Raw genomic sequence first — 21,374 nt, 5'->3', positions numbered from 1 at the left:
TGCCGGCCTTTTCGCGGGTAACCCCCCTCCCACAGGTATCGCACATCCCTTCAGGCTGGCGCTGTACCTGTGGGAGCGGGTTTACCCGCGAAGAGGCCAGAGCAGCCAGCACAAGGTTTCAGTTCAAGCGATACTCCGGCAACCCCGCCAATCCTTCCTTCAGGTAATCCACCAACCGCCGCACCTTCGGCGACAGGTGCCGCTGCTGCGGATACAGCGCCCACACCGCCGTGTTCGGCGGCTGGTGCGCCTCCAGCAACGACACCAGCGCGCCACTGTTCAGGTGCTCCAGCACATAGTAATCCGGCAGTTGGCACAACCCCATTCCCAGAAGCGCCGCGTCAAGCACCGCCTGCCCGCTGTTGCAGCGCCAGTTGCCCTGGACGCGCTGGCTGATCTCGCGGCCGTCCTGCTGCAGCGCCCACAAGTCCGAACTGCCCACCAGGCAATTGTGCCGCGCCAGTTCCGACAGGCTGTGTGGCCGACCATATCGTTCCAGGTAGGCCGGCGAGGCGCACAGGTACATGCGCCGGGGCGCCAGGCGGGTTGCCACCAGTCGCGAGTCGGCCAGCCGGCCCAGGCGAATGGCCAGGTCCATGCCTTCATGCAACAGGTCAAGGGTGTGGTTGCTCAGTTCCACATCCACCCGCAGCTGCGGGTACAGCGCCATGAACCGCGTCACCAGCGGCACGATGAAGCGCTCACCATAGGCCACCGCGCAGGTCATGCGCAGCAACCCCTTGGGCTCGCTGGCCAGGTCGCCCATGGCGCGCAGGGCTTCCTCGCGGCCATCCTGCAGGCGCTGGCAGTGCTGCAGGAATGTCTGCCCGGCCTCGCTCAGGGTCACCCGGCGGGTACTGCGGTACAGCAGGCGCGTTTGCAGTCGTTCCTCCAGCCGGGCGATCTGCCGGCTGATGTGCGATGAGGAAACCCCCAGGCGCTCGGCGGCCGCGGTGAACTGGCCCGACTCGGCCACCGCGACGAATTCGTCGATACCTTCCCAGCGGCTGCTCATGGATTATCCCTGTATGGCAATAATGTTTTGTCTTTGTCCGGATTATTCATCAAAAGGCGGTGAATTACACTGCCAGACTGAATCGACCCTCTGTCTGGAGACCTTTGATGATCAAGTCCCGTGCTGCGGTAGCCTTCGAAGCCAAGAAACCCCTGGAAATCGTCGAAGTCGACGTGGCCATGCCCAAGGCCGGTGAAGTGCTGCTGCGCGTGGTCGCCAGCGGTGTCTGCCACACCGATGCCTACACCCTGTCCGGCGCCGACCCGGAGGGTATCTTCCCGTCGATCCTCGGCCACGAAGGTGGCGCGATCGTCGAAGCGGTAGGCGAGGGCGTTACCTCGGTCGCCGTTGGTGACCACGTCATTCCGCTGTACACCCCGGAATGCGGCAAGTGCAAGTTCTGCCTCTCGGGCAAGACCAACCTGTGCCAGGCCATCCGCGCCACCCAGGGCAAGGGCCTGATGCCGGACGGCACCACGCGCTTCTCCTACAAGGGCCAGCAGCTGTTCCACTACATGGGTACCTCGACCTTCTCCGAGTACACCGTGCTGCCGGAAATCTCCGTGGCCAAGATCCAGAAAGAAGCGCCGCTGGAAAAGGTCTGCCTGCTGGGTTGTGGCGTCACCACCGGTATTGGCGCGGTGCTCAACACCGCCAAGGTCAAGCCGGGTGACACCGTGGCCATCTTCGGCCTGGGCGGCATCGGCCTGTCGGCAGTGATCGGTGCGGTCAAGGCCAAGGCGTCGCGCATCATTGCCATCGACATCAACCCGGCCAAGTTCGAAATCGCCCGCCAGCTGGGTGCCACCGACTGCATCAACCCGAAAGACTACGACCGCCCGATCCAGGAAGTGATCGTCGACCTCACCGACGGCGGCGTGGACTTCTCCTTCGAGTGTATCGGCAACGTGCAACTGATGCGTGCTGCGCTGGAATGCTGCCACAAGGGCTGGGGCGAGTCGGTGATCATCGGCGTGGCCGGCGCAGGCCAGGAAATCGCCACTCGTCCGTTCCAACTGGTCACCGGCCGCGTATGGCGTGGTTCGGCATTCGGCGGCGTGCGTGGTCGCAGCGAGCTGCCAAGCTACGTGGAAATGTCCGAGAAGGGCGAGATCCCGCTGGATACCTTCATCACCCACACCATGGGGCTGGAAGACATCAACAAGGCTTTCGACCTGATGCACGAAGGCAAGAGCATCCGCAGCGTGATCCACTTCTGAGGTTTGCCATGAGCCTGGATAACATCTCCTGCCAGAAGAGCTTCGGCGGCTGGCACAAGCGTTACCGGCATCACTCCAAGGTGCTGGGTTGCGACATGGTGTTCGCCGTCTACCTGCCACCGCAGGCCGAACAGGGCGAGAAGCTGCCGGTGCTGTACTGGCTCAGCGGCCTCACCTGCACCGACGAGAACTTCATGCAGAAGGCCGGCGCCCAGCGCCTGGCCGCGGAGCTTGGGTTGATCATTGTCGCCCCCGACACCAGCCCGCGTGGCGAGCAGGTGCCGGGCGACCCGGACGGTGCCTGGGACTTCGGCCTGGGTGCCGGCTTCTACCTCAATGCCACTCAGCAGCCGTGGGCCCAGCACTACCGCATGCACGACTATGTGGTGGAGGAGTTGCCTGCGTTGATCGAGGCGCACTTCCCGGCCTCGGGTGAGCGCAGCATCAGTGGCCACTCCATGGGGGGGCATGGTGCGCTGGTGTGCGCCTTGCGCAACCCGGGGCGCTACCGTTCGGTGTCGGCGTTCTCGCCAATCAGCAACCCGATGGATTGCCCGTGGGGCGAGAAAGCCTTCAGCCGCTATCTGGGTGAAGACCGTGCGCGCTGGCGTGAGTGGGATGCCAGCGTGCTGCTTGCCGAGACCCCGGCCGGCGAATGCCCGCCGTTGCTGGTGGACCAGGGCGACCGCGACGACTTCCTCGAGAAGCAGCTCAAGCCTGAAGCGCTGGAGCAGGCGGCACGCAAAGGCGGGCATGAACTGACTCTGCGCCTGCAGCCTGGCTACGACCACAGCTACTACTTCATCGCCAGCTTCATCGAGGAGCACCTGCGTCATCATGCGGTGGCGCTGGGGCGGGTCTAAGGCGTAGCTGGTGTTTGCTTGATCGCCTGCAGGAGCAGCCTTGTGCTGCGAATGGGCTGCGAAGCAGACCTGGGTCTGACGCTATCGCCGATATTGCCGGGGCCGCTTTGCGGCCCATTCGCAGCACAAGGCTGCTCCTACAACGACGGCCCCAATACCGGCTAAAGCAGGTAGAATCACGCCCTGACTCATTCAGGGCGTTTTTCTATGCGTATTGGCCACGGCTACGATGTGCACCGTTTCTGCGACGGTGATTTCATTACCCTGGGCGGGGTGCGTATCCCCCACAAATACGGCCTCCTGGCCCATTCCGATGGCGACGTGCTGCTGCACGCCCTGAGCGATGCCTTGCTTGGCGCGGCTGCGCTGGGTGACATCGGCAAACACTTCCCCGACACCGATCCGCAGTTCAAGGGCGCCGACAGCCGCGTTCTGCTGCGCCATGTGGTCGGCATCGTGCAGGCCAAGGGCTGGAAGGTCGGCAACATCGACGCCACCATTGTCGCCCAGGCGCCGAAGATGGCCCCGCACATCGAGACCATGCGCAAGCTGATCGCCGAAGACCTGCAGGTCGAACTCGACCAGGTCAACGTCAAGGCTACCACCACCGAGAAGCTCGGCTTCACCGGCCGCGAGGAGGGCATCGCCGTGCATTCGGTAGCCCTGCTGCTGCCAGCATGACCGAACTGGAACTGCTGGGCCCGCGCGCATCGGGCGAACCACTGGGTACCGCCGTCCTCAAGGCGGTGGCCGAAGATTTCCAGGTCGACGAAGTACTGGACATCCCCCTGTCGGGCCAGGGCGAGCACCTTTGGCTGTGGGTCGAGAAGCGTGACCTGAACACCGAGGAGGCCGCCCGCCGCCTGGCGCGTGCCGCCGGTGTGCCGGTGCGTACGATCAGCTATGCCGGCCTCAAGGACCGCCAGGCCTTGACCCGCCAGTGGTTCAGCCTGCATCTGCCAGGCAAGGCCGACCCGGACCTGTCGCGTGCCGAGGATGCCAGCCTGCGTGTGCTCAAACAGGTGCGCCATCAGCGCAAGCTGCAGCGCGGCGCACATTCGGCCAACGGTTTCACGCTGCGCCTGACGGCCCTGGCTGCCGATCACAAGGCTTTGGATGCGCGCCTGGAACAACTCAAGCAGCACGGTGTGCCGAATTATTTCGGCACCCAGCGCTTCGGCCACGGTGGTGGCAACGTTCATGACGCCCTCGATTGGGCCGCACGCAAGGCCCTGCCCGAACAGCGCAACGTGCGTTCGCGGTTGCTTTCTGCCGGGCGCAGCTACCTGTTCAACCAAGTGTTGGCAGCCCGTGTTGCCGACGGCAGCTGGGCGCGTGCGCAGGTGGGCGACCTGTTGGCGTTCACCACGAGTCGTAGCTTCTTTCCTGCTGGAGAGTCGGAATGTTCTGATCCTCGGCTGGCGATCCTTGACCTGCATCCGACCGGCCCGCTGTGGGGGGCCGGCGATTCGCCAGCTACCGGAGGTACCGCGCAACAAGAGGATGCGATCGCCGCACGGCAGCCGGCACTTTGCCAGTGGCTGGCCTTGGCGGGCATGGATCACGAACGACGCATTCTGCGGCTCCCTATTGGCGGTCTTACGTGGCATTATCCCGAGCCTGATATCCTGCAACTGGAATTCGTCCTTCCGGCCGGATGCTTCGCCACCGTGGTGGTGCGCGAAGTCGTGGATCTGGTGTCGGCGGGGCAGACGGACAGCTCATGCGTATTCTGATTTCGAACGACGACGGTGTTACCGCACCCGGCATCGCCGCGCTGCACGCTGCGCTGGCGGATTACGCCGAGTGCGTGGTTATTGCCCCGGATCAAGACAAGAGCGGCGCCAGCAGTTCGCTGACGCTGGACCGGCCACTGCACCCGCAGACCTTGGCCAATGGCTTCATCAGCCTCAACGGCACGCCGACCGACTGTGTGCACCTGGGGCTCAATGGGCTGTTGCCACAGGCGCCGGACATGGTGGTGTCGGGGATCAACCTCGGTGCCAACCTGGGTGACGATGTGCTCTATTCGGGCACGGTCGCAGCCGCGTTGGAAGGTCGCTTCCTTGGCGGTACCTCCCTGGCGTTTTCGCTGTTGTCGCGCCTGCCGGACAACCTGCCGACCGCGGCCCATATCGCCCGCCGCCTGGTCGAGGCGCAGTCGCGCCTGGTGTTGCCGCCGCGTACCGTGCTCAACGTCAACATCCCCAACCTGCCGCTGGAGCACATTCGTGGCATCCAGCTCACTCGCCTCGGTCACCGGGCGCTGGCGGCGGCGCCGACCAAGGTGGTCAACCCGCGCGGCAAGGAAGGCTACTGGATCGCTGTGGCCGGGGACGCCGAGGACGGTGGCCCGGGTACCGACTTCCATGCAGTGATGCAAGGCTATGTATCGATCACTCCACTGCAGCTCGATCGCACCTTCAGTGACGCCTTCGAGCAGCTCGACGGTTGGCTGGAGGGCCTGCTCTGATGCGTGAGGACGATATGCTGCGGCGTGGCATCGGCATGACCTCCCAGCGTACCCGGGAGCGGCTGATCCAGCGCCTGTGCGAGGAGGGCGTTTCGAACACCAAGGTGCTCGACGTGATCCGTCGTACCCCGCGCCACCTGTTCGTCGACGAGGCGCTGGCGCATCGCGCCTATGAAGATACCGCGCTGCCGATCGGTCACAACCAGACCATCTCGCAACCGTTCATGGTTGCCCACATGAGCGAGCTGCTGCTCGAGGCCGGCCCGCTGGACAAGGTGCTGGAAATCGGTACCGGCTCTGGCTACCAGACGGCAATCCTGGCCCAGCTGGTCGAGCGGGTGTTCTCGGTAGAACGCATCAAGGTGTTGCAGGACCGGGCCAAGGAGCGCCTGGTAGAACTGAACCTGCGCAACGTGGTGTTCCGCTGGGGTGACGGTTGCGAAGGCTGGCCGGCGCTGGCGCCGTACAATGGCATCATCGTCACCGCTGTGGCGCCGGAAGTGCCGCAGGCACTGCTCGATCAGCTGGCGCCCGGTGGTCGTATGGTGATCCCTGTGGGGTCCGCCGGCGAAACCCAGCAGCTGATGCTGATCGTGCGCGAGGAGCATGGATTCTCCCGCCGCGTGCTGGGGGCAGTGCGCTTCGTACCGCTGCTCAACGGCCCGCTGGCCTGAACACTGCTGGTTCGAGCCGCGCGATATTTTTACGCCAGCACCGAATTCTTGCAGCAGCGCCCTGTCTATCTGGCGGGGTGGAGCGCTAGCGTACAGCGTGTGCCATGGCTTTGCAGCAGTCTTTCACCAACCCTGCCAATGCGGGCGGGCTTAGTTATAATTGCAATAATATTGCATTTCTTGTCTTCATATCGTTTTCGGCACCATGAGGGGAGCGCGGGTGGGTCACACAGTCATTCGGCAGCGCAAGGACGGTTCGGGTTTCACGCTTCTGGTGATTGCACTGGCCATGGGCGCGCTACTGGTGGGTTGCTCGAGCACCAGCAGCAACAGTGCACGGGTGGTCGACCGCAATAACACCGTGCCCAAGCGCCCGGCGGTAACTACCGGGCAGTACATCGTCAAACCTGGTGATACGCTGTTCTCCATCGCCTTCCGTTATGGCTGGGACTACAAGGAACTGGCTGCGCGCAACGGCATCGCGACGCCCTATACCATTCGCCCGGGGCAAGCGATTCGTTTCAGCAGTGGCTCTACCGGCAGCACCACGGTGGTATCCAGCCCATCGTCGTCGAGTAAGACCACGGTTATCCGGCGGCCTGTGGGAAGCACCGGCACACCCCCTGCCAGCACCAGCAAACCGGCCACGCCGGCAGCCTCCAGCAGCGCCCCGGTGGTCGCTACGGTGCCTGCCGCGGAGCGTGCGGTAGGCGGCTGGACCTGGCCTGCCAACGGTGTGCTGATTGGAAAATTCGCTTCAAACGGTAGTTTGAATAAAGGCATTGATATCGCCGGTGATTTGGGACAGCCTGTTTTTGCTGCGTCTGATGGTACGGTGGTGTACGCCGGGAGTGGCTTGAGGGGCTACGGCGAACTGATCATCATCAAGCACAGCGATACCTACGTCAGTGCCTACGGCCATAACCGCAGGCTGTTGGTTCGGGAGGGGCAGCAGGTCAAGGCAGGGCAGTCGATTGCTGAAATGGGGTCCACGGGCACAGATCGGGTGAAGCTGCATTTCGAGATTCGCCGCCAGGGCAAACCCGTCGATCCGCTCCAGTTCCTGCCACGTCGTTGACCGTTGTACCCGGCCTGTTCCTGTGATGTAGAGGGGACAGGCTCCAGCGCTGCCAGGGAGACAGGTGCCGCTCGAGTCTGAGTTCGAACTCAGCAAAGGACTATAACAATGGCTCTCAGTAAAGAAGTGCCGGAGTTTGACATCGACGATGACCTGCTTCTGATGGAGACGGGGATCGTTTTGGAAACGGATGTGGTGTCAGACGAACCTGCTGTATCTTCGGTTCGGACGAGGGCCAAGTCAGGCTCTTCGCTCAAGCAACACAAGTATATCGATTACAGCCGGGCGCTCGATGCCACCCAGTTGTATCTCAACGAGATCGGATTCTCGCCTCTGCTTTCGCCGGAAGAGGAAGTGCACTTTGCGCGCCTGTCGCAAAAGGGCGATCCTGCCGGCCGCAAGCGCATGATCGAAAGCAACCTGCGCCTGGTTGTAAAAATTGCCCGTCGTTACGTCAATCGCGGCCTTTCGCTGCTCGACCTGATCGAGGAGGGCAACCTGGGGCTGATCCGTGCGGTCGAGAAGTTCGACCCGGAGCGTGGTTTCCGGTTCTCGACCTACGCGACCTGGTGGATTCGCCAGACCATCGAGCGGGCGATCATGAACCAGACCCGCACCATTCGCCTGCCTATCCACGTGGTCAAGGAACTGAACGTCTACCTGCGCGCTGCGCGCGAGCTGACGCAGAAACTGGACCACGAACCCTCGCCAGAAGAAATCGCCACGCTGCTGGAGAAGCCGGTCGCCGAGGTCAAGCGCATGCTGGGCCTGAACGAGCGGGTGTCTTCGGTGGATGTGTCGCTCGGCCCGGACTCGGACAAGACCCTGCTCGATACCTTGACCGACGACCGCCCGACCGACCCGTGCGAACTGCTGCAGGATGACGACCTGTCGCAGAGCATCGACCAATGGCTGGGCGAGTTGACAGACAAGCAGCGTGAAGTGGTGGTGCGTCGCTTTGGCCTGCGCGGGCATGAAAGCAGCACCCTGGAGGATGTTGGCCTGGAGATCGGCCTGACCCGTGAGCGGGTGCGGCAGATCCAGGTCGAGGGGCTCAAGCGTTTGCGTGAGATCCTCGAGAAGAACGGCCTGTCCAGTGAGTCGTTGTTCCAGTAGCGGAAGCCTGCAACACAAAGCGCCCCGATGATTTCGGGGCGTTTTTGTATGTTTCGATCAGAGGTGCCCCATTCAAAATTGCCGGGGGCGCTTTGCGCCCCTTTCGCGACACAAGGCCGCTCCCACAGGTACTGCATCGCCCTCGAATGCGCCACTATCCTGTGGGAGCGGCCTTGTGTCGCGAAAGGGCTGCAAAGCAGCCCCAAAACATTATGTACTGCGCTACCCCAGTAACATCGCGTGTAAGCCTTTGCTTACTTGTTCTGTAAGCCTTCTATGTACGCTTCAGTAAATCATTGTCGTATCCAGCACCTGCGTTTTCCCAACTCATTGAAAATCCTGGTTTATTCGGCTGTGAGGAAATGTGTCACCTGCAACACTCTGTGAGGTTTCGCGGTTGCCCGACCGGCTCAAGTCGCTAGTATTCGAACTGTGCACAGGGACATGCACAGGCTTTCAGGATGGAAGCCAGGGACGTCGCAAGAAGCGATTTCATCAGGATGATGTTTGGGACAAGCAGGGACTACGGAAAAAATGTGGGCGGGTCAAACCGCCCCTTTTTTTGCCCGCAGAAAACAAAAAAGGCCCCAAAGGGGCCTTTTTCGTGTCCGGACGCTATCAGCGCTCCAGGTCTGCAATCTTGCCAGTCTTGCCATCCCACTCTTCAGCGTCCGGCAGGGCATCCTTACGCTCGGTGATGTTCGGCCAGATTTCCGCCAGTTCGGCGTTCAGCTCGATGAAGTTCTCCATGCCTGCAGGCACTTCGTCTTCCGAGAAGATGGCTTGCGCTGGGCATTCCGGCTCGCACAGGGCGCAGTCGATGCACTCGTCCGGGTGGATGACCAGGAAGTTCGGGCCTTCGTAGAAGCAGTCCACCGGGCAGACTTCCACGCAGTCGGTGTATTTGCATTTGATGCAGTTGTCGGTGACGACGAAGGTCATTTCTAATTCTCTCCTCAGGCGACGGCGGCGGCCCTTCCTCTCAGGGCCGCGCGGTTTGCGGGCATGTGGCTGCAGGCCAGGCTAATAACCTGCAGCACCAGCAAACCGCGGCGGATTCTACCAGCTTGTAGTGGGCGCCGTTATAACAGGTTCTTTAGTTGATATAGCATTTCGATAGCTTGACGCGGGGTCATGTCGTCCAGCTGCAGCTTGCCCAGCTTCTCGATGGCCGGGTGTGGCAGGCTGGCGAACAGGTCGCTCTGGTGCGGGACCTGTGGCACGTCCTTGGCCTTATGGGCCGGGGGCTGTTCATGCGGCAGGCTGGTGGTTTCCAGCCTTGCCAGGTGTTCACGGGCACGCTGGATGACGGCCGTCGGCACGCCGGCCAGCTGCGCCACGGCCAGGCCGTAGCTCTGGCTGGCAGGGCCAGGCAGCACGTGGTGCAGGAACACGATGCGTTCGTTGTGCTCGGTGGCGTTCAGGTGCACGTTGGCTACCAGCGGCTCGCTTTCCGGCAGCACGGTGAGCTCGAAGTAGTGGGTGGCGAACAGCGTGTAGGCACGCAGCTGGGCCAGGCGCTCGGCGGCGGCCCAGGCCAGCGACAGGCCGTCGAAGGTACTGGTGCCACGGCCCACTTCGTCCATCAGCACCAGGCTGCGGTCGGTGGCGTTGTGCAGGATGTTGGCGGTTTCGCTCATCTCGACCATGAAGGTCGAGCGGCCGCCGGCCAGGTCGTCGCTGGAGCCGATGCGGGTGAAGATGCGGTCGACCAGCGACAGCTCGCAGCTGGCAGCCGGCACGAAGCTACCGATATGCGCCAGCAGCACGATCAGGGCGGTCTGGCGCATGTAGGTGGACTTACCGCCCATGTTCGGGCCGGTGATGATCAGCATGCGTGTGCTGTTGTCCAGGCCCAGGTCGTTGGCCACGAACGGTGTGGTCAATACCTGTTCCACCACCGGGTGGCGGCCCTGCTCGATGCGCAGGCACGGCTCGTCGACGAAGCGTGGGCAGTTCAGGTCCAGATTAAGTGCACGTTCGGCCAGGTTGCTGAGCACGTCCAGCTCGGCCAGGGCGGCGGCGCTGTCCTGCAGCGGTGCCAGGTGGCTGATCAAGGTTTCCAGCAGGGCGTCGTAGAGCATCTTTTCGCGGGCCAGGGCGCGGCTTTTGGCCGACAGGGCCTTGTCCTCGAACGCCTTCAGCTCGGGAGTGATGAAGCGCTCGGCGCCTTTCAGAGTCTGGCGGCGGATGTAGTCGCCCGGGGCCTGCTCGGCCTGCTTGGTCGGCAGCTCGATGAAGTAGCCATGCACCCGGTTGTAGCCGACCTTGAGGTTGGCCAGGCCGGTGCGGGCCTTTTCCCGGGCTTCCAGGTCGATCAGGAACTGGCCGGCGTTCTCGCTGATCGCCAGCAGCTCGTCCAGTTCGTTGTCATAGCCGGCCTTGAGCACGCCTCCATCGCGGATCACCGCCGGCGGGTTGTCGATGATCGCCCGCTCCAGCAGGCTGGCCAGTTCAGGGTAGGTGCCGGTAATGGCGGCCAGGCGTGCCAGGTGCGGCGCCTCCAGCTCGGCCATGGCGTTCTGCAGCTCGGGCAGCGCGCCCAGGGCATCGCGCAGGCGTGCCAGGTCGCGTGGGCGGGCGTTGCGCAGGCCGATACGGGCGAGAATCCGCTCGATATCGCCAATTTCCTTGAGCTGCGGCTGCAGCTTCTCGAAGCGGTAGCTGTCGAGCAGGCAACGGATAGAGTCCTGGCGTGCCTGCAGTACCTTGAGGTCGCGCAACGGGCGGTTCAACCAGCGGCTCAGCAATCGGCTGGCCATGGCGGTCTGGCAGCGGTCGATCACTGACTGCAGGGTGTTGTCACGGCCGCCGGCCAGGTTGATGTCCAGCTCCAGGTTGCGGCGGCTGGCGCCGTCGAGGATGACTGTGTCGTCCAGGCGTTCGTGGCGCAGGCTGCGCAGGTGCGGCAGGGCGGTGCGCTGCGTTTCCTTGGCGTAGATCAGCAGGCAACCGGCGGCGCCGATGGCGAGGGTCAGCTTGTCGCAGCCAAAGCCCTTGAGGTCCTTGGTCGCGAACTGCTGGCACAGGGCCTTGCGCGCTGAGTCGCGGTCGAAGTCCCATGGCGCCCGGCGACGGGCGCCCGGGCGTTTCTCGGCAGGCAGGTCGCGCGGCCAGTCGTCGGGGATCAGCAGCTCGACCGGGTTCAGGCGCTCGAGCTCGGCCAGCAGGTTTTCCCAGCCCTTGATCTCCTGCACGCTGAAGTTGCCACTGGTGATGTCCAGTACGGCCAGGCCGAACAGACGCTCGTCACCGAGCAGCGCGGCAATCAGGTTGTCGCGACGCTCGTCGAGCAGGGCCTCGTCGCTGACCGTGCCCGGGGTGATGATGCGCACTACCTGACGTTCCACCGGGCCCTTGCTGGTGGCGGGGTCGCCAATCTGCTCGCAGATCACCACCGATTCGCCGAGCTTGACCAGCTTGGCCAGGTAGCCTTCCAGCGAATGGAACGGAATCCCGCACATGGGGATGGACTGGCCGGCCGACTGACCGCGCGCGGTCAGGGTGATGTCCAGCAGCTTTGCGGCTTTTTTCGCATCTTCGTAGAAGATCTCGTAGAAGTCGCCCATGCGGTAGAACATCAGCTGGTCCGGGTGCTGGTTCTTCAGCTTCCAGTACTGCTGCATCATCGGGGTGTGTGCGGAGAAATCGGAAATTGCTTTATTCATCAAGGGCTTAGAAAGTAGGTCTCAATATTGTGGGGCAAATTGGGGCGTTCTGTGTTGCATGCGCGACGCCGAGACCCACCGGATTTTCAAGCCGCATAGGTTAACACGGCTACCCGGCAGGCTGTACCCGCAAGTCCGGCGAGTGCACAGGGATGCGCTGAATGCAGGTTGACATCATGGTGCCTCCGTGGAGAATTGCCTGCCTTCGCCTATCAGGGATGGCTTGCCTGACGCGTTTGCGGTGGCCTGCGGCCCAGTAAAAAATTATTGCAACAGGTTGATCAGTGCAGTGAGCACAATTCGTTTTGATGTAGATGCGGTTTTTTGTATTTCCCTCGATACCCGCGCTGACCGGCGCACGCTGTTCAGCGAAACCATTGGGCGACAGCTCGACAACGAAGTGCACTTTCATGTTGTCGAGAAAAACAGCGACCCCAAGCGCGGTTGCTACGAGTCCCATCAGCAACTGGCCCGGCATGCGCTGGACAATGGCCTCGATCGAATCCTGATCTTCGAAGACGATGCCAAGGCCTATGAGTTCAAGCCTTCGCAAGTGCGCTGGGTGAACCGCTTCATGCAGAAACGGCCCTTCGAGGTCTTGCACCTGGGCTATTCCATGGGGCGAACCTGGCTGACCTGGTTCCCGTTCATCGCCCGCGGGCGGGTGGTGGCGCTGCATGCTTATGTACTGTCGCGCGAGGGCTGCCGGATCCTGGCAGAGACGCCCTACGATGGCACCCCGGTGGATGTGGTGGTCAAGCACCGGCTACGCCAGCACTGCGTGTTCCCCATGATGTTCCGCCAGCACGCCGCCGCAGTGGCTGGTAGCGACCTGGAACAGGTGGTGCGCAACGAGGATGAGTGGTGGGAGCGCAACTGGGCCAAGCATCGTCGTTCACCGATGAAGAACATCTGGCGGACTGTGCTTCGGCTGAATTTCTGATCGGTGTGGGCTTCAGGTGCATGCCTTGAGAGGTTTGCCGCTTGCGAGATCGAGCGCCAAAAATCCGATGGCGAACTTCTCATCCCTGAAATGCTAGGGTAGAGGGCAGCCCTCAAGGAGCCCGACATGGACCCGATCACCACGCTTGCCACCCGCCTGGGTGAACACCTGCGCCGCTTCAACGCGCAGGTGACCACCGCCGAATCCTGCACCGGTGGCGGCATCGCCGAGGCCATCACCCGTGTGCCCGGCAGCTCGGCCTGGTTCGAGGCTGGGTACGTGACCTATTCCAACGCCCAGAAAACCCGTCAGCTGGGAGTGCCCGCGGCATTGTTCGGCCAGGTTGGCGCGGTCAGCCAGGAAGTGGTCGAAGCGATGGCCCGTGGTGCCCAGGCCGCCAGCGGCGCGCGCTTTGCCGTGGCGGTGAGCGGCGTGGCCGGGCCGGACGGTGGTTCGCCGGCCAAACCGGTGGGCACCGTGTGGCTGGCCTGGGCCGACGGCAACCACATGTTCAGCGAGCGGCGCCAGTTCGACGGCGACCGCGAGGCGGTGCGCCGACAGACGGTGATCGCCGCGTTAGACGGCTTGTTACAGCTTGGTGCCGAGTAAATCGAAGACAGGGGTTTGCGCGGGCGCTTGCCTGTGGAATAATACTGGCTACTTATACAGGTATTCCGGCCGTCAGGGCCAAGTCGAACACGTGAGGATTTCAATGGACGACAACAAGAAGCGCGCCTTGGCTGCGGCCCTGGGTCAGATCGAACGCCAATTCGGCAAGGGCGCCGTCATGCGCATGGGCGACCACGAGCGCCAGGCTATCCCTGCCATCTCCACCGGCTCGCTGGGCCTGGACATTGCCCTGGGCATCGGCGGCCTGCCAAAAGGCCGTATCGTCGAGATCTACGGCCCGGAATCGTCGGGTAAGACCACGCTGACCTTGTCGGTCATCGCCGAAGCCCAGAAAAACGGCGCCACCTGCGCCTTCGTCGACGCCGAACACGCCCTCGACCCGGAGTACGCCGGCAAGCTGGGCGTCAACGTCGACGACCTGCTGGTTTCGCAGCCGGACACCGGCGAACAGGCCTTGGAAATCACCGACATGCTGGTGCGTTCCAACGCTGTTGATGTGATCATCGTCGACTCCGTGGCTGCTCTGGTACCTAAGGCCGAGATCGAAGGCGAGATGGGTGACATGCACGTGGGCCTGCAGGCGCGCCTGATGTCCCAGGCGCTACGTAAGATCACCGGTAACATCAAGAACGCCAACTGCCTGGTCATCTTCATCAACCAGATCCGTATGAAGATCGGCGTGATGTTCGGCAGCCCGGAAACCACCACCGGTGGTAACGCTCTGAAGTTCTACGCCTCGGTGCGTCTGGATATCCGCCGTACCGGCGCGGTCAAGGAAGGCGACGAGGTGGTCGGTAGCGAAACCCGCGTCAAGATCGTCAAGAACAAGGTTTCGCCGCCATTCCGTCAGGCCGAGTTCCAGATCCTTTACGGCAAGGGTATCTACCGTAACGGCGAGATCATCGACCTGGGTGTTTCCCAAGGCCTGGTCGAGAAGTCCGGTGCCTGGTACGCCTACCAGGGCAACAAGATCGGTCAAGGCAAGGCAAACGCTGCCAAGTACCTGGCTGAAAACCCGGCTATTGGTGCCGAGATCGAGAAGCAGATTCGCGAGAAGCTGCTGACCTCGGGGGCTGTTGCGGCTGCTGGTAAGGCTGCTGCTGCCGAAGCCGATGCCGATGATATGGCCGACGCTGACGCCGGTTATTGATTGCGCGGTAGATAGCCGAACATGTCCGCCGTACTCGACACCCCCGTCGCCATTCGGCGGACAGCCATGGACCTGCTCGCGCGACGTGAGCACGGTCGCGTCGAGCTGACGCGCAAGTTGCGTCAGCGCGGCGCTTCGGACGAGCTTATCGAGCCTGAACTCGACCGGCTCGCCGAAGAAGGGCTGCTTAGCGAAGCCCGCTACCTGGAAAGTTTCATCCGGTATCGTTCCAGCTCCGGCTACGGCCCTGCGCGTATTCGCGAAGAGCTAGGCCAGCGCGGTTTGGCGCGTGCTGATATCGAGCAGGCGCTACGCGAGAGCGAGGTGGACTGGGGCGAGCGCATGCGTGACGTATGGCTGCGCAAGTTTGCCGGGCAGCGCCCGCAAGATCCGCGCAGCCGTGCCCAGCAGACCCGGTTTCTGGCTTACCGCGGTTTCCCCATGGACATGATCGGCCGCCTGCTCAATGGGCGTGATCTTGACGATTACTGAAGGCACGGACTCTGTGGGAGCGGGTTTACCCGCGAACACCGGCGTAGCCGGTGCCATGCACCACGTTGGATTCTTCGCGGCGGTTCGACGCCTCGATGAACCCGCTCCCACAGGGTGAATTGCGCCCCTGACGTTGGACACGGAATCAACTGACCTTCAACGCCTCCCTGGCCCGCTGTGTGGTATGCATGGGTTGCGGCTTGGCCCAGTTCTCCGGCAGGTTGATGAAGTCCACCAGCTCGCGCAGCCTGCCCTGGTCCCGACCATTGAAGGCAAATGACAAACGGGTCAGGTGGCTGAAATTGCCCACTTCGTGCTCGGCGCTGCTATCAGGTTGCTGGTGATACTTGCCACTCAGGCGCAAGTCGGCAAATCCTTCCTGGATGTCATACAGCGCCGCCTCGCTGAGCGGGTGATGCATGCGGATCACGAACTGGCTCTTCAGCCAGCGGCTGGAGTGGTAGTTGCTGTAGAACTGGTTGATTTCTTCTACTGCCTCATCAGCGCTGTGCACCAGGCGCAGCAGTTTCAGGTCGCTGGGCAGGATGTAGCGGTTTTCCTCAAGTTGGCGGCTGATGAAGTCCAGGCAATCGCGCCAGAAGCTGCCGCCTGGCGAATCCAGCAGCACCACCGGTACCAGCGGGCTCTTGCCGGTCTGTATCAGGGTCAGCACCTCCAGCGCTTCATCCAGAGTGCCGAAACCACCCGGGCACAGCACCAGGGCATCGGCCTCCTTGACGAAGAACAGCTTGCGGATGAAGAAGAAATGGAACGGCAGCAGCTTGTCGGTGCCATCCACCGTGGGGTTGGCGTGTTGTTCGAAGGGCAGGGTGATGTTGAACCCCAGGCTGTGGTCGCTGCCGGCGCCTTCGTGGGCAGCTGCCATGATGCCGCCGCCGGCACCGGTGATGACCATCAGGTCGGAGCGTGCCAGGGTTGCGCCCAGTTCGCGTGCCAGGGCGTACATCGGGTGTTCCAGCGGGGTGCGCGCCGAGCCGAACACGGTCACCTTGCGCCGTCCCTTGTAGCGTTCCAGGGTGCGGAACGAATGGTCCAGTTCGCGCAGGGCCTGCAGGGTGATCTTGGCGCTCCAGCGGTCGGTGTCGTCATGGGCCATGCGCAGGATGGTCAGCATCATGTCGCGGTACAGCGGCAGGTTGGGGCTGTTCGGTGCTACCAGTTGCAGTTGTGCGTCGATGTTGCTCAGGTCGATGTTGTTGTCGCGGAAGTGGCTGAACAGCAGTTCACTCGATTGGTAAGGCATGCAACGTCTCCTTCTGCACCAATACCTCTGACCTCAATCTAGACCCTTGCGCTCAATTGTGCCGAGGGTCTTCGGTACAGCCGCCCGTCGGCATGCGGCCACGGGGGATGTGGGTTTGGTTAACTGGGTAAAGCGAAACGTGTCGATGCAGGAGGTGGCGGTATGCATCGCTTGATCATCGAAGTGGACCGGCAGCTTTACCAGCAGCTGGAGAATGCGGCCCAGGTGCATCACCTGAGCCTGGAAGCCGAGTGCCGGCGCAGGCTGTCGGGGCTGGAATGCCAGTCGCGCTACCTGCAGGCGCTGCTGGCAGATATGCGCGCCGATGCCGCTGAAGGGCGTTGGTGCGCCCGTGAAGATGAGAAGGCGTAGCTATCGAAGTGGGTTACTTCTTCTTGTTGCCGGCCACGCAGCTGGCATTGTCGAAAGCCTGGTCCATGATCGGCTGGTTGGTCTTGTAGACCGTGAAGCGGTAGACCATGACCGCGCCTTTGGACATCAGGTTGCGGAAACCGCTGTTGCGGCAGACGCTGTCACCCAGCTGGCTGCGTACTTGTTCGGGGTTGGCCTGCATGCGCGCGGCATGGTCCTGGCGCACGCTCAGGTGGTTGACCAGTGCCTTGCCTTCCACGGTGTAACCCTGGTCGAGGATGTCCTCGTTGATGGCTCGCGGGGTGCCGACACTGCTCTCTTTGGCAACCTTCTGCAGCATGTTGTTCAGGTCGTATTCCTGCTTGGAAGCCGCCTGGGATGCCAGAGGCAGGGCGAGCAACAGGCTCAGGGCGGGGACGATACGGCGCAGCATGAATCTCTCCTGGTTCGATGACTGGCGCTTTGACATGCGCGGGTCGACGGCGTTCCCTGAAATCGCGCAGGCGCGAGGCCGGGGTACGGTAAAAACAGCGATTATAGGGACCGCGCCGCCACCTGCACAGCAATTGCCCCCTGTTCTGGTAGACTGGCGCCCTTAGTTTTTTCCGAGTCATCCTTGTGTCCATTCCCAACCTGTCCAGAGGCCTGCCGGCATGAGCCATGCGGTAGCGCGCCTGCGTGCCGAACGGCTGGCCCGCAGCAACAAGCCCTTCATCGCTCGTGGTTCGCGTGCCGAACGCTGCCCCGATTGCCGGGTCATCGCCACTCATTGCCTGTGCGCCTGGAAGCCCCGGGTGCAGGCCGATTCCGGGGTGTGCCTGCTGATGCATGACACCGAGCCGCTGAAGCCCACCAATACTGGTTGGCTGATCGCCGACCTGATAGAGGACACCTCGGCTTTCGGCTGGCTGCGCACTTCTGTCGACGAACGCTTGCTGGCATTGCTGGACGACCCGCGTTGGCAGCCCTACATCGTCTTCCCCGGCGAGTTCGTTGCCCAGGAGCGGGTGGTCAGCGAGGTAGTGCGCGAGCCGGGCAAGCGCCCGCTGTTCATCTTGCTGGATGCCACCTGGACCGAAGCGCGCAAGATGTTCCGCAAAAGCCCGTACCTTGACCGCTTCCCGGTGTTGAGCCTGCAGGCCGAGCAGATGTCCCGCTACCGCCTGCGGCGCTCCAAGCGCGACGATCATTTCTGCACTGCGGAAGTCGCCGCCATGTGCCTGGACCTGGCCGGTGATACCCAGGCCTCGCAAGCGCTGGACGCCTACCTGGATGTGTTCAGCCTGCATTACCTGAGCGGCAAGCGGCGCCTGCCGCTGGACGAGCAGGACGACACCCACCAGCGTTTGCATACCTTCCTATAGTCCAAGGGGCACAACCCCTGCTTTGGTTCATAATGACCCTTACCCGAGTGCCCGACACAGAACAGGATCCCCAGATCGATGGCCACTTACGAAATCCTGATTGCCGATGACCACCCGCTGTTCCGTGGCGCCTTGCGCCAGGCCGTTACCCTCGGCCTGGGCCCGGATGTACGCCTGGTTGAAGTCGCCAGCATTGCCGAACTGGAAACCCGTCTGAGCGAAAAAGCCGACTGGGACCTGGTGTTGCTGGACTTGAACATGCCGGGTGCCTACGGTTTTTCCGGGCTGGTGCTGCTGCGCGGGCAATACCCGCAGATCCCCGTGGTGATGGTATCGGCGCAGGAAGAGGCCGCAGTGGTGGTCAAGTCCCGCGAGTTTGGCGCCAGTGGCTTCATTCCCAAGTCCAGCACCCTGGAAGTGATCCAGGATGCGGTGCGCAAGGTGCTCGACGGCGAGGTCTGGTGGCCGCCGCAGGCGTTCGAAAAGGTCGATGTCTCGGCCGAGGCCAAGGCCGCCAGCGAAGGCCTTGCCAGCCTCACGCCGCAGCAGTTCCGCGTGCTGACCATGGTCTGCGAAGGCTTGCTGAACAAGCAGATCGCCTATGAGCTGAACGTGTCGGAAGCGACCATCAAGGCCCACGTGACCGCGATCTTCCGCAAGCTGGGTGTGCGTACCCGCACCCAGGCGGCGTTGCTGCTGCAACAACTTGAATCGGTTGCCAGCAGCTGAGTGCGCGTGGCTTCACGCTTTTTTGACCCGAGCCGGTCTAGTCTGCCGGCCTTTCCGTTGTGAAGTGACTCACATGACATCGCCATTCAAGGGCCAGACCGGCCTCAAACGTATCTTCAACGCCGCCGGCTATTCGCTGGACGGCCTGCGCGCCGCCTTCAAGGGCGAGGCCGCGTTCCGCCAGTTGGTGCTGCTCAATGTGCTGCTGGTCCCGATCACCTTCTGGTTGCCGGTCAGCCGTGCGGAGCGGGCGATCATGATCGCCGTGTGTCTGTTGGGCTTGATCGTCGAATTGTTCAACTCGGCGGTGGAAGCTGCCATCGACCGCATTTCGCTGGAGCGCCACCCGCTGTCGAAAAACGCCAAGGACATGGGCAGCGCCGCGCAACTGGTGGCACTGACCATGGTGGCGCTGGTGTGGGGTGTGATCCTGCTTTAGGCGATCGGTGGCAACACGATCTCGTCACTGCGGGTGAAACCCGCGGTGAAGTTGCGGCACAGTTCGAGAAATTCGCGCATGGCCGAGGTCTGGTACTTCTGTTTGTGCCAGATGAAGTAGAACTGGCGCATCAGGTCCAGCTCAGGGGTTTCCACCGCTACCAGGCTGCCGCGGCGGAAGGCGTCACGCAGGGCCAGGCGCGAGATGCAGCCGATGCCCAGGCCTGATTCCACCGCGCGCTTGATCGCTTCGGTGTGTTCCAGTTCCAGGCGGATATTGAGGTTGGTGCGGTGGTGGCGCATGGCCTGGTCGAAGGTCAGGCGCGTGCCCGAGCCCTGTTCACGCAGGATCCACGCTTCCTGGGACAAGGTCTGTACATCGGCGCGGCCCATCTTGGCCAGCGGGTGCTGCGGCGCGCAGAAGACCACCAGCTCGTCCTCGACCCAGGGCTGCACTTCCAGGTCCGGGTGGTTGCAATCGCCTTCGATCAGACCCAGATCAATTTCGTAATGCGCCACCTGTTGCACGATATGCGCAGTGTTCTGCACATGCAGCTTCACCTGGCTTTCCGGGTGCACCTGCATGAAGCTGCCGATCAGCAAGGTGGCCAGGTAGTTGCCGATGGTCAACGTGGCGCCGACTGCGAGCGAGCCGAAACCGGACTTGCCGTTGAGCAGGTCTTCTATTTCCTTGGCCTGGTCGAGCAGGGCCACGGCCTGCGGCAACAGTTGCTGGCCCAGGGCGTTGAGGCTCAGGCGCTTGCCGGCGCGGTCGAACAGCTGGCAGCTGGACTGGCGCTCAAGCTCGGTGATCGAGGTGCTGGCGGCCGACTGCGACAAGGCCAGCACACTGGCGGCGCGCGAAACGCTCTGGTGCTGGGCCACGGCAACGAAGACTTGCAGCTGACGAAGTGTAAATCGCATATCGATATAACCGATAACACATATCTTGATAATCCAGTTAACAGATATTGTCGCTGCCCCTAAACTATCGCGCAACTGCGCGTCTTGCGCGCGCCGCGTCTTTCTTCAGGAGCCCCATTAAATGAGCAACATGAACCACGAACGTGTCCTCAGTGTGCACCACTGGAACGACACTCTGTTCAGCTTCAAGTGCACTCGCGACCCGGGCCTGCGCTTCGAGAACGGTCAGTTCGTGATGATCGGCCTGCAACAAGAAAGCGGCCGTCCGCTCATGCGCGCCTATTCCATCGCTTCGCCGAACTGGGAAGAGCACCTGGAGTTCTTCAGCATCAAGGTGCCGGACGGTCCGCTGACCTCCCAGCTGCAGCACCTGAAGGAAGGCGACGAGATCATCATCAGCAAGAAGCCTACCGGTACCTTGGTACTCGACGACCTGAACCCGGGCAAGCACCTGTACCTGCTGAGCACCGGCACTGGCCTGGCACCGTTCATGAGTGTCATCCAGGACCCTGAAACCTACGAGCGCTTCGAGAAGGTGATCCTGGTTCATGGCGTGCGCTACGTGAACGAAGTGGCCTACCGAGAGTTCATCACCGAGCACCTGCCGCAGAACGAATTCTTCGGTGAAGCGGTTCGCGACAAGCTGATCTACTACCCGACCGTGACCCGTGAGCCGTTCGAGAACCAGGGCCGTCTGACCGACCTCATGCGCAGCGGCAAGCTGTTCAGCGACATCGGCCTGCCACCGATCAACCCGCAGGACGACCGCGCAATGATCTGCGGCAGCCCGAGCATGCTCGACGAGACCAGCGAAGTGCTGGACAGCTTCGGCCTGAAGATCTCCCCGCGCATGCGCGAGCCGGGTGATTACCTGATCGAGCGTGCCTTCGTCGAGAAATAAGGCGTAGGCTGATGCAAAGAAGGCGACCCTTGGGTCGCCTTTCTTGTGCCTGTGAATCAT

The 21,374-nt window shown here is 62.5% G+C and carries 23 protein-coding genes; 17 read left to right on the top strand and 6 right to left on the bottom strand.

Annotation, left to right across the window (positions count from 1 at the left end; all coding sequences use genetic code 11):
- Positions 1-118: 118 nt before the first annotated feature.
- Positions 119-1,015 (bottom strand): LysR substrate-binding domain-containing protein, encoded by an 897-nt coding sequence (locus ACK1U9_RS22680; protein WP_046616630.1) that lies wholly within the window; start codon positions 1,013-1,015, stop codon positions 119-121.
- Between the two features lie 107 nt (positions 1,016-1,122).
- Between ACK1U9_RS22680 and ACK1U9_RS22675 the strand changes: the two genes are divergently transcribed.
- The 8 genes from ACK1U9_RS22675 to rpoS all read left to right on the top strand — a co-directional run bounded on the left by ACK1U9_RS22675 (position 1,123) and on the right by rpoS (position 8,439).
- A complete protein-coding gene (locus ACK1U9_RS22675) occupies positions 1,123-2,235 on the top strand; it encodes an S-(hydroxymethyl)glutathione dehydrogenase/class III alcohol dehydrogenase (protein ID WP_016712915.1) in 1,113 nt (370 codons plus the stop codon).
- A gap of 8 nt (positions 2,236-2,243) precedes the next feature.
- Positions 2,244-3,098 carry an S-formylglutathione hydrolase gene (gene fghA / locus ACK1U9_RS22670; protein ID WP_025337989.1) on the top strand — a complete coding sequence of 285 codons (855 nt, stop codon included), beginning with the start codon at positions 2,244-2,246 and terminating at the stop codon, positions 3,096-3,098.
- Between the two features lie 207 nt (positions 3,099-3,305).
- Positions 3,306-3,779, top strand: a complete 474-nt coding sequence (gene ispF / locus ACK1U9_RS22665; RefSeq protein WP_015269207.1) for a 2-C-methyl-D-erythritol 2,4-cyclodiphosphate synthase — start codon at positions 3,306-3,308, stop codon at positions 3,777-3,779.
- Complete coding sequence (gene truD / locus ACK1U9_RS22660) at positions 3,776-4,834, top strand: tRNA pseudouridine(13) synthase TruD (protein WP_108480679.1); 1,059 nt, start codon at positions 3,776-3,778, stop codon at positions 4,832-4,834. Before ispF ends, truD begins: the two co-directional genes overlap by 4 nt.
- Entirely contained in the window at positions 4,822-5,571 is a 750-nt protein-coding gene (gene surE / locus ACK1U9_RS22655) for a 5'/3'-nucleotidase SurE (protein WP_108480678.1), read from the top strand. The genes truD and surE overlap by 13 nt, the downstream gene beginning before the upstream one ends.
- A gap of 35 nt (positions 5,572-5,606) precedes the next feature.
- Entirely contained in the window at positions 5,607-6,245 is a 639-nt protein-coding gene (locus tag ACK1U9_RS22650; protein WP_161797639.1) for a protein-L-isoaspartate(D-aspartate) O-methyltransferase, read from the top strand.
- Between the two features lie 220 nt (positions 6,246-6,465).
- Positions 6,466-7,323 (top strand): peptidoglycan DD-metalloendopeptidase family protein, encoded by an 858-nt coding sequence (locus ACK1U9_RS22645; protein WP_108480677.1) that lies wholly within the window; start codon positions 6,466-6,468, stop codon positions 7,321-7,323.
- Between the two features lie 108 nt (positions 7,324-7,431).
- A complete protein-coding gene (gene rpoS / locus ACK1U9_RS22640; protein WP_013971277.1) occupies positions 7,432-8,439 on the top strand; it encodes an RNA polymerase sigma factor RpoS in 1,008 nt (335 codons plus the stop codon).
- 618 nt (positions 8,440-9,057) lie between these two features.
- Here the strand turns inward: rpoS and fdxA are convergent.
- Both fdxA and mutS read right to left on the bottom strand, forming a co-directional pair.
- Entirely contained in the window at positions 9,058-9,381 is a 324-nt protein-coding gene (gene fdxA, locus ACK1U9_RS22635; RefSeq protein ID WP_004375459.1) for a ferredoxin FdxA, read from the bottom strand.
- A 140-nt stretch (positions 9,382-9,521) separates the two neighbouring features.
- A complete protein-coding gene (gene mutS, locus ACK1U9_RS22630) occupies positions 9,522-12,095 on the bottom strand; it encodes a DNA mismatch repair protein MutS (protein ID WP_046616667.1) in 2,574 nt (857 codons plus the stop codon).
- Positions 12,096-12,396: 301 nt separating this feature from the next.
- Between mutS and ACK1U9_RS22625 the strand changes: the two genes are divergently transcribed.
- The 4 genes from ACK1U9_RS22625 (at position 12,397) to recX (ending at position 15,322) form a co-directional block, all read left to right on the top strand.
- Positions 12,397-13,050 (top strand): hypothetical protein, encoded by a 654-nt coding sequence (locus ACK1U9_RS22625; RefSeq protein ID WP_108480685.1) that lies wholly within the window; start codon positions 12,397-12,399, stop codon positions 13,048-13,050.
- A 126-nt stretch (positions 13,051-13,176) separates the two neighbouring features.
- Positions 13,177-13,659, top strand: a complete 483-nt coding sequence (locus ACK1U9_RS22620) for a CinA family protein (protein WP_108480676.1) — start codon at positions 13,177-13,179, stop codon at positions 13,657-13,659.
- A 103-nt stretch (positions 13,660-13,762) separates the two neighbouring features.
- Positions 13,763-14,830 carry a recombinase RecA gene (gene recA, locus ACK1U9_RS22615; RefSeq protein WP_015269214.1) on the top strand — a complete coding sequence of 356 codons (1,068 nt, stop codon included), beginning with the start codon at positions 13,763-13,765 and terminating at the stop codon, positions 14,828-14,830.
- 21 nt (positions 14,831-14,851) lie between these two features.
- Positions 14,852-15,322 carry a recombination regulator RecX gene (recX, locus tag ACK1U9_RS22610; protein WP_196182992.1) on the top strand — a complete coding sequence of 157 codons (471 nt, stop codon included), beginning with the start codon at positions 14,852-14,854 and terminating at the stop codon, positions 15,320-15,322.
- A gap of 145 nt (positions 15,323-15,467) precedes the next feature.
- Here the strand turns inward: recX and ACK1U9_RS22605 are convergent, their stop codons facing one another.
- Positions 15,468-16,586 carry an LOG family protein gene (locus ACK1U9_RS22605; protein WP_025337997.1) on the bottom strand — a complete coding sequence of 373 codons (1,119 nt, stop codon included), beginning with the start codon at positions 16,584-16,586 and terminating at the stop codon, positions 15,468-15,470.
- A gap of 162 nt (positions 16,587-16,748) precedes the next feature.
- Here ACK1U9_RS22605 and ACK1U9_RS22600 point away from each other — a divergent pair, with 162 nt between their 5' ends.
- A complete protein-coding gene (locus ACK1U9_RS22600) occupies positions 16,749-16,958 on the top strand; it encodes a hypothetical protein (RefSeq protein WP_046616640.1) in 210 nt (69 codons plus the stop codon).
- Between the two features lie 13 nt (positions 16,959-16,971).
- Here the strand turns inward: ACK1U9_RS22600 and ACK1U9_RS22595 are convergent, their stop codons facing one another.
- A complete protein-coding gene (locus ACK1U9_RS22595; RefSeq protein ID WP_085602074.1) occupies positions 16,972-17,391 on the bottom strand; it encodes a quorum-sensing-regulated virulence factor family protein in 420 nt (139 codons plus the stop codon).
- A 220-nt stretch (positions 17,392-17,611) separates the two neighbouring features.
- Between ACK1U9_RS22595 and ACK1U9_RS22590 the strand changes: the two genes are divergently transcribed.
- The 3 genes from ACK1U9_RS22590 (at position 17,612) to ACK1U9_RS22580 (ending at position 19,490) form a co-directional block, all read left to right on the top strand.
- Positions 17,612-18,322, top strand: coding sequence for a tRNA-uridine aminocarboxypropyltransferase (locus ACK1U9_RS22590; RefSeq protein ID WP_085602073.1), 711 nt, complete (start codon positions 17,612-17,614; stop codon positions 18,320-18,322).
- Positions 18,323-18,400: 78 nt separating this feature from the next.
- The gene (gene erdR / locus ACK1U9_RS22585) at positions 18,401-19,051 is read left to right on the top strand and encodes a response regulator transcription factor ErdR (RefSeq protein ID WP_025338000.1); all 651 of its coding nucleotides are present in this window, start codon (positions 18,401-18,403) and stop codon (positions 19,049-19,051) included.
- 73 nt (positions 19,052-19,124) lie between these two features.
- A complete protein-coding gene (locus ACK1U9_RS22580; RefSeq protein ID WP_046616644.1) occupies positions 19,125-19,490 on the top strand; it encodes a diacylglycerol kinase in 366 nt (121 codons plus the stop codon).
- Here the strand turns inward: ACK1U9_RS22580 and finR are convergent.
- Entirely contained in the window at positions 19,487-20,413 is a 927-nt protein-coding gene (finR, locus tag ACK1U9_RS22575; RefSeq protein WP_046616645.1) for a LysR family transcriptional regulator FinR, read from the bottom strand. The genes ACK1U9_RS22580 and finR overlap by 4 nt on opposite strands.
- A 121-nt stretch (positions 20,414-20,534) precedes the next feature.
- Between finR and fpr the strand changes: the two genes are divergently transcribed.
- Complete coding sequence (gene fpr / locus ACK1U9_RS22570) at positions 20,535-21,314, top strand: ferredoxin-NADP reductase (protein WP_046616646.1); 780 nt, start codon at positions 20,535-20,537, stop codon at positions 21,312-21,314.
- Positions 21,315-21,374 lie beyond the last annotated feature (60 nt).

Source organism: Pseudomonas sp. XP1 (assembly GCF_053557675.1).
The sequence above is the reverse complement of the archived record's forward strand: the minus strand, read 5'-3'. Positions and strand labels throughout refer to the sequence as shown.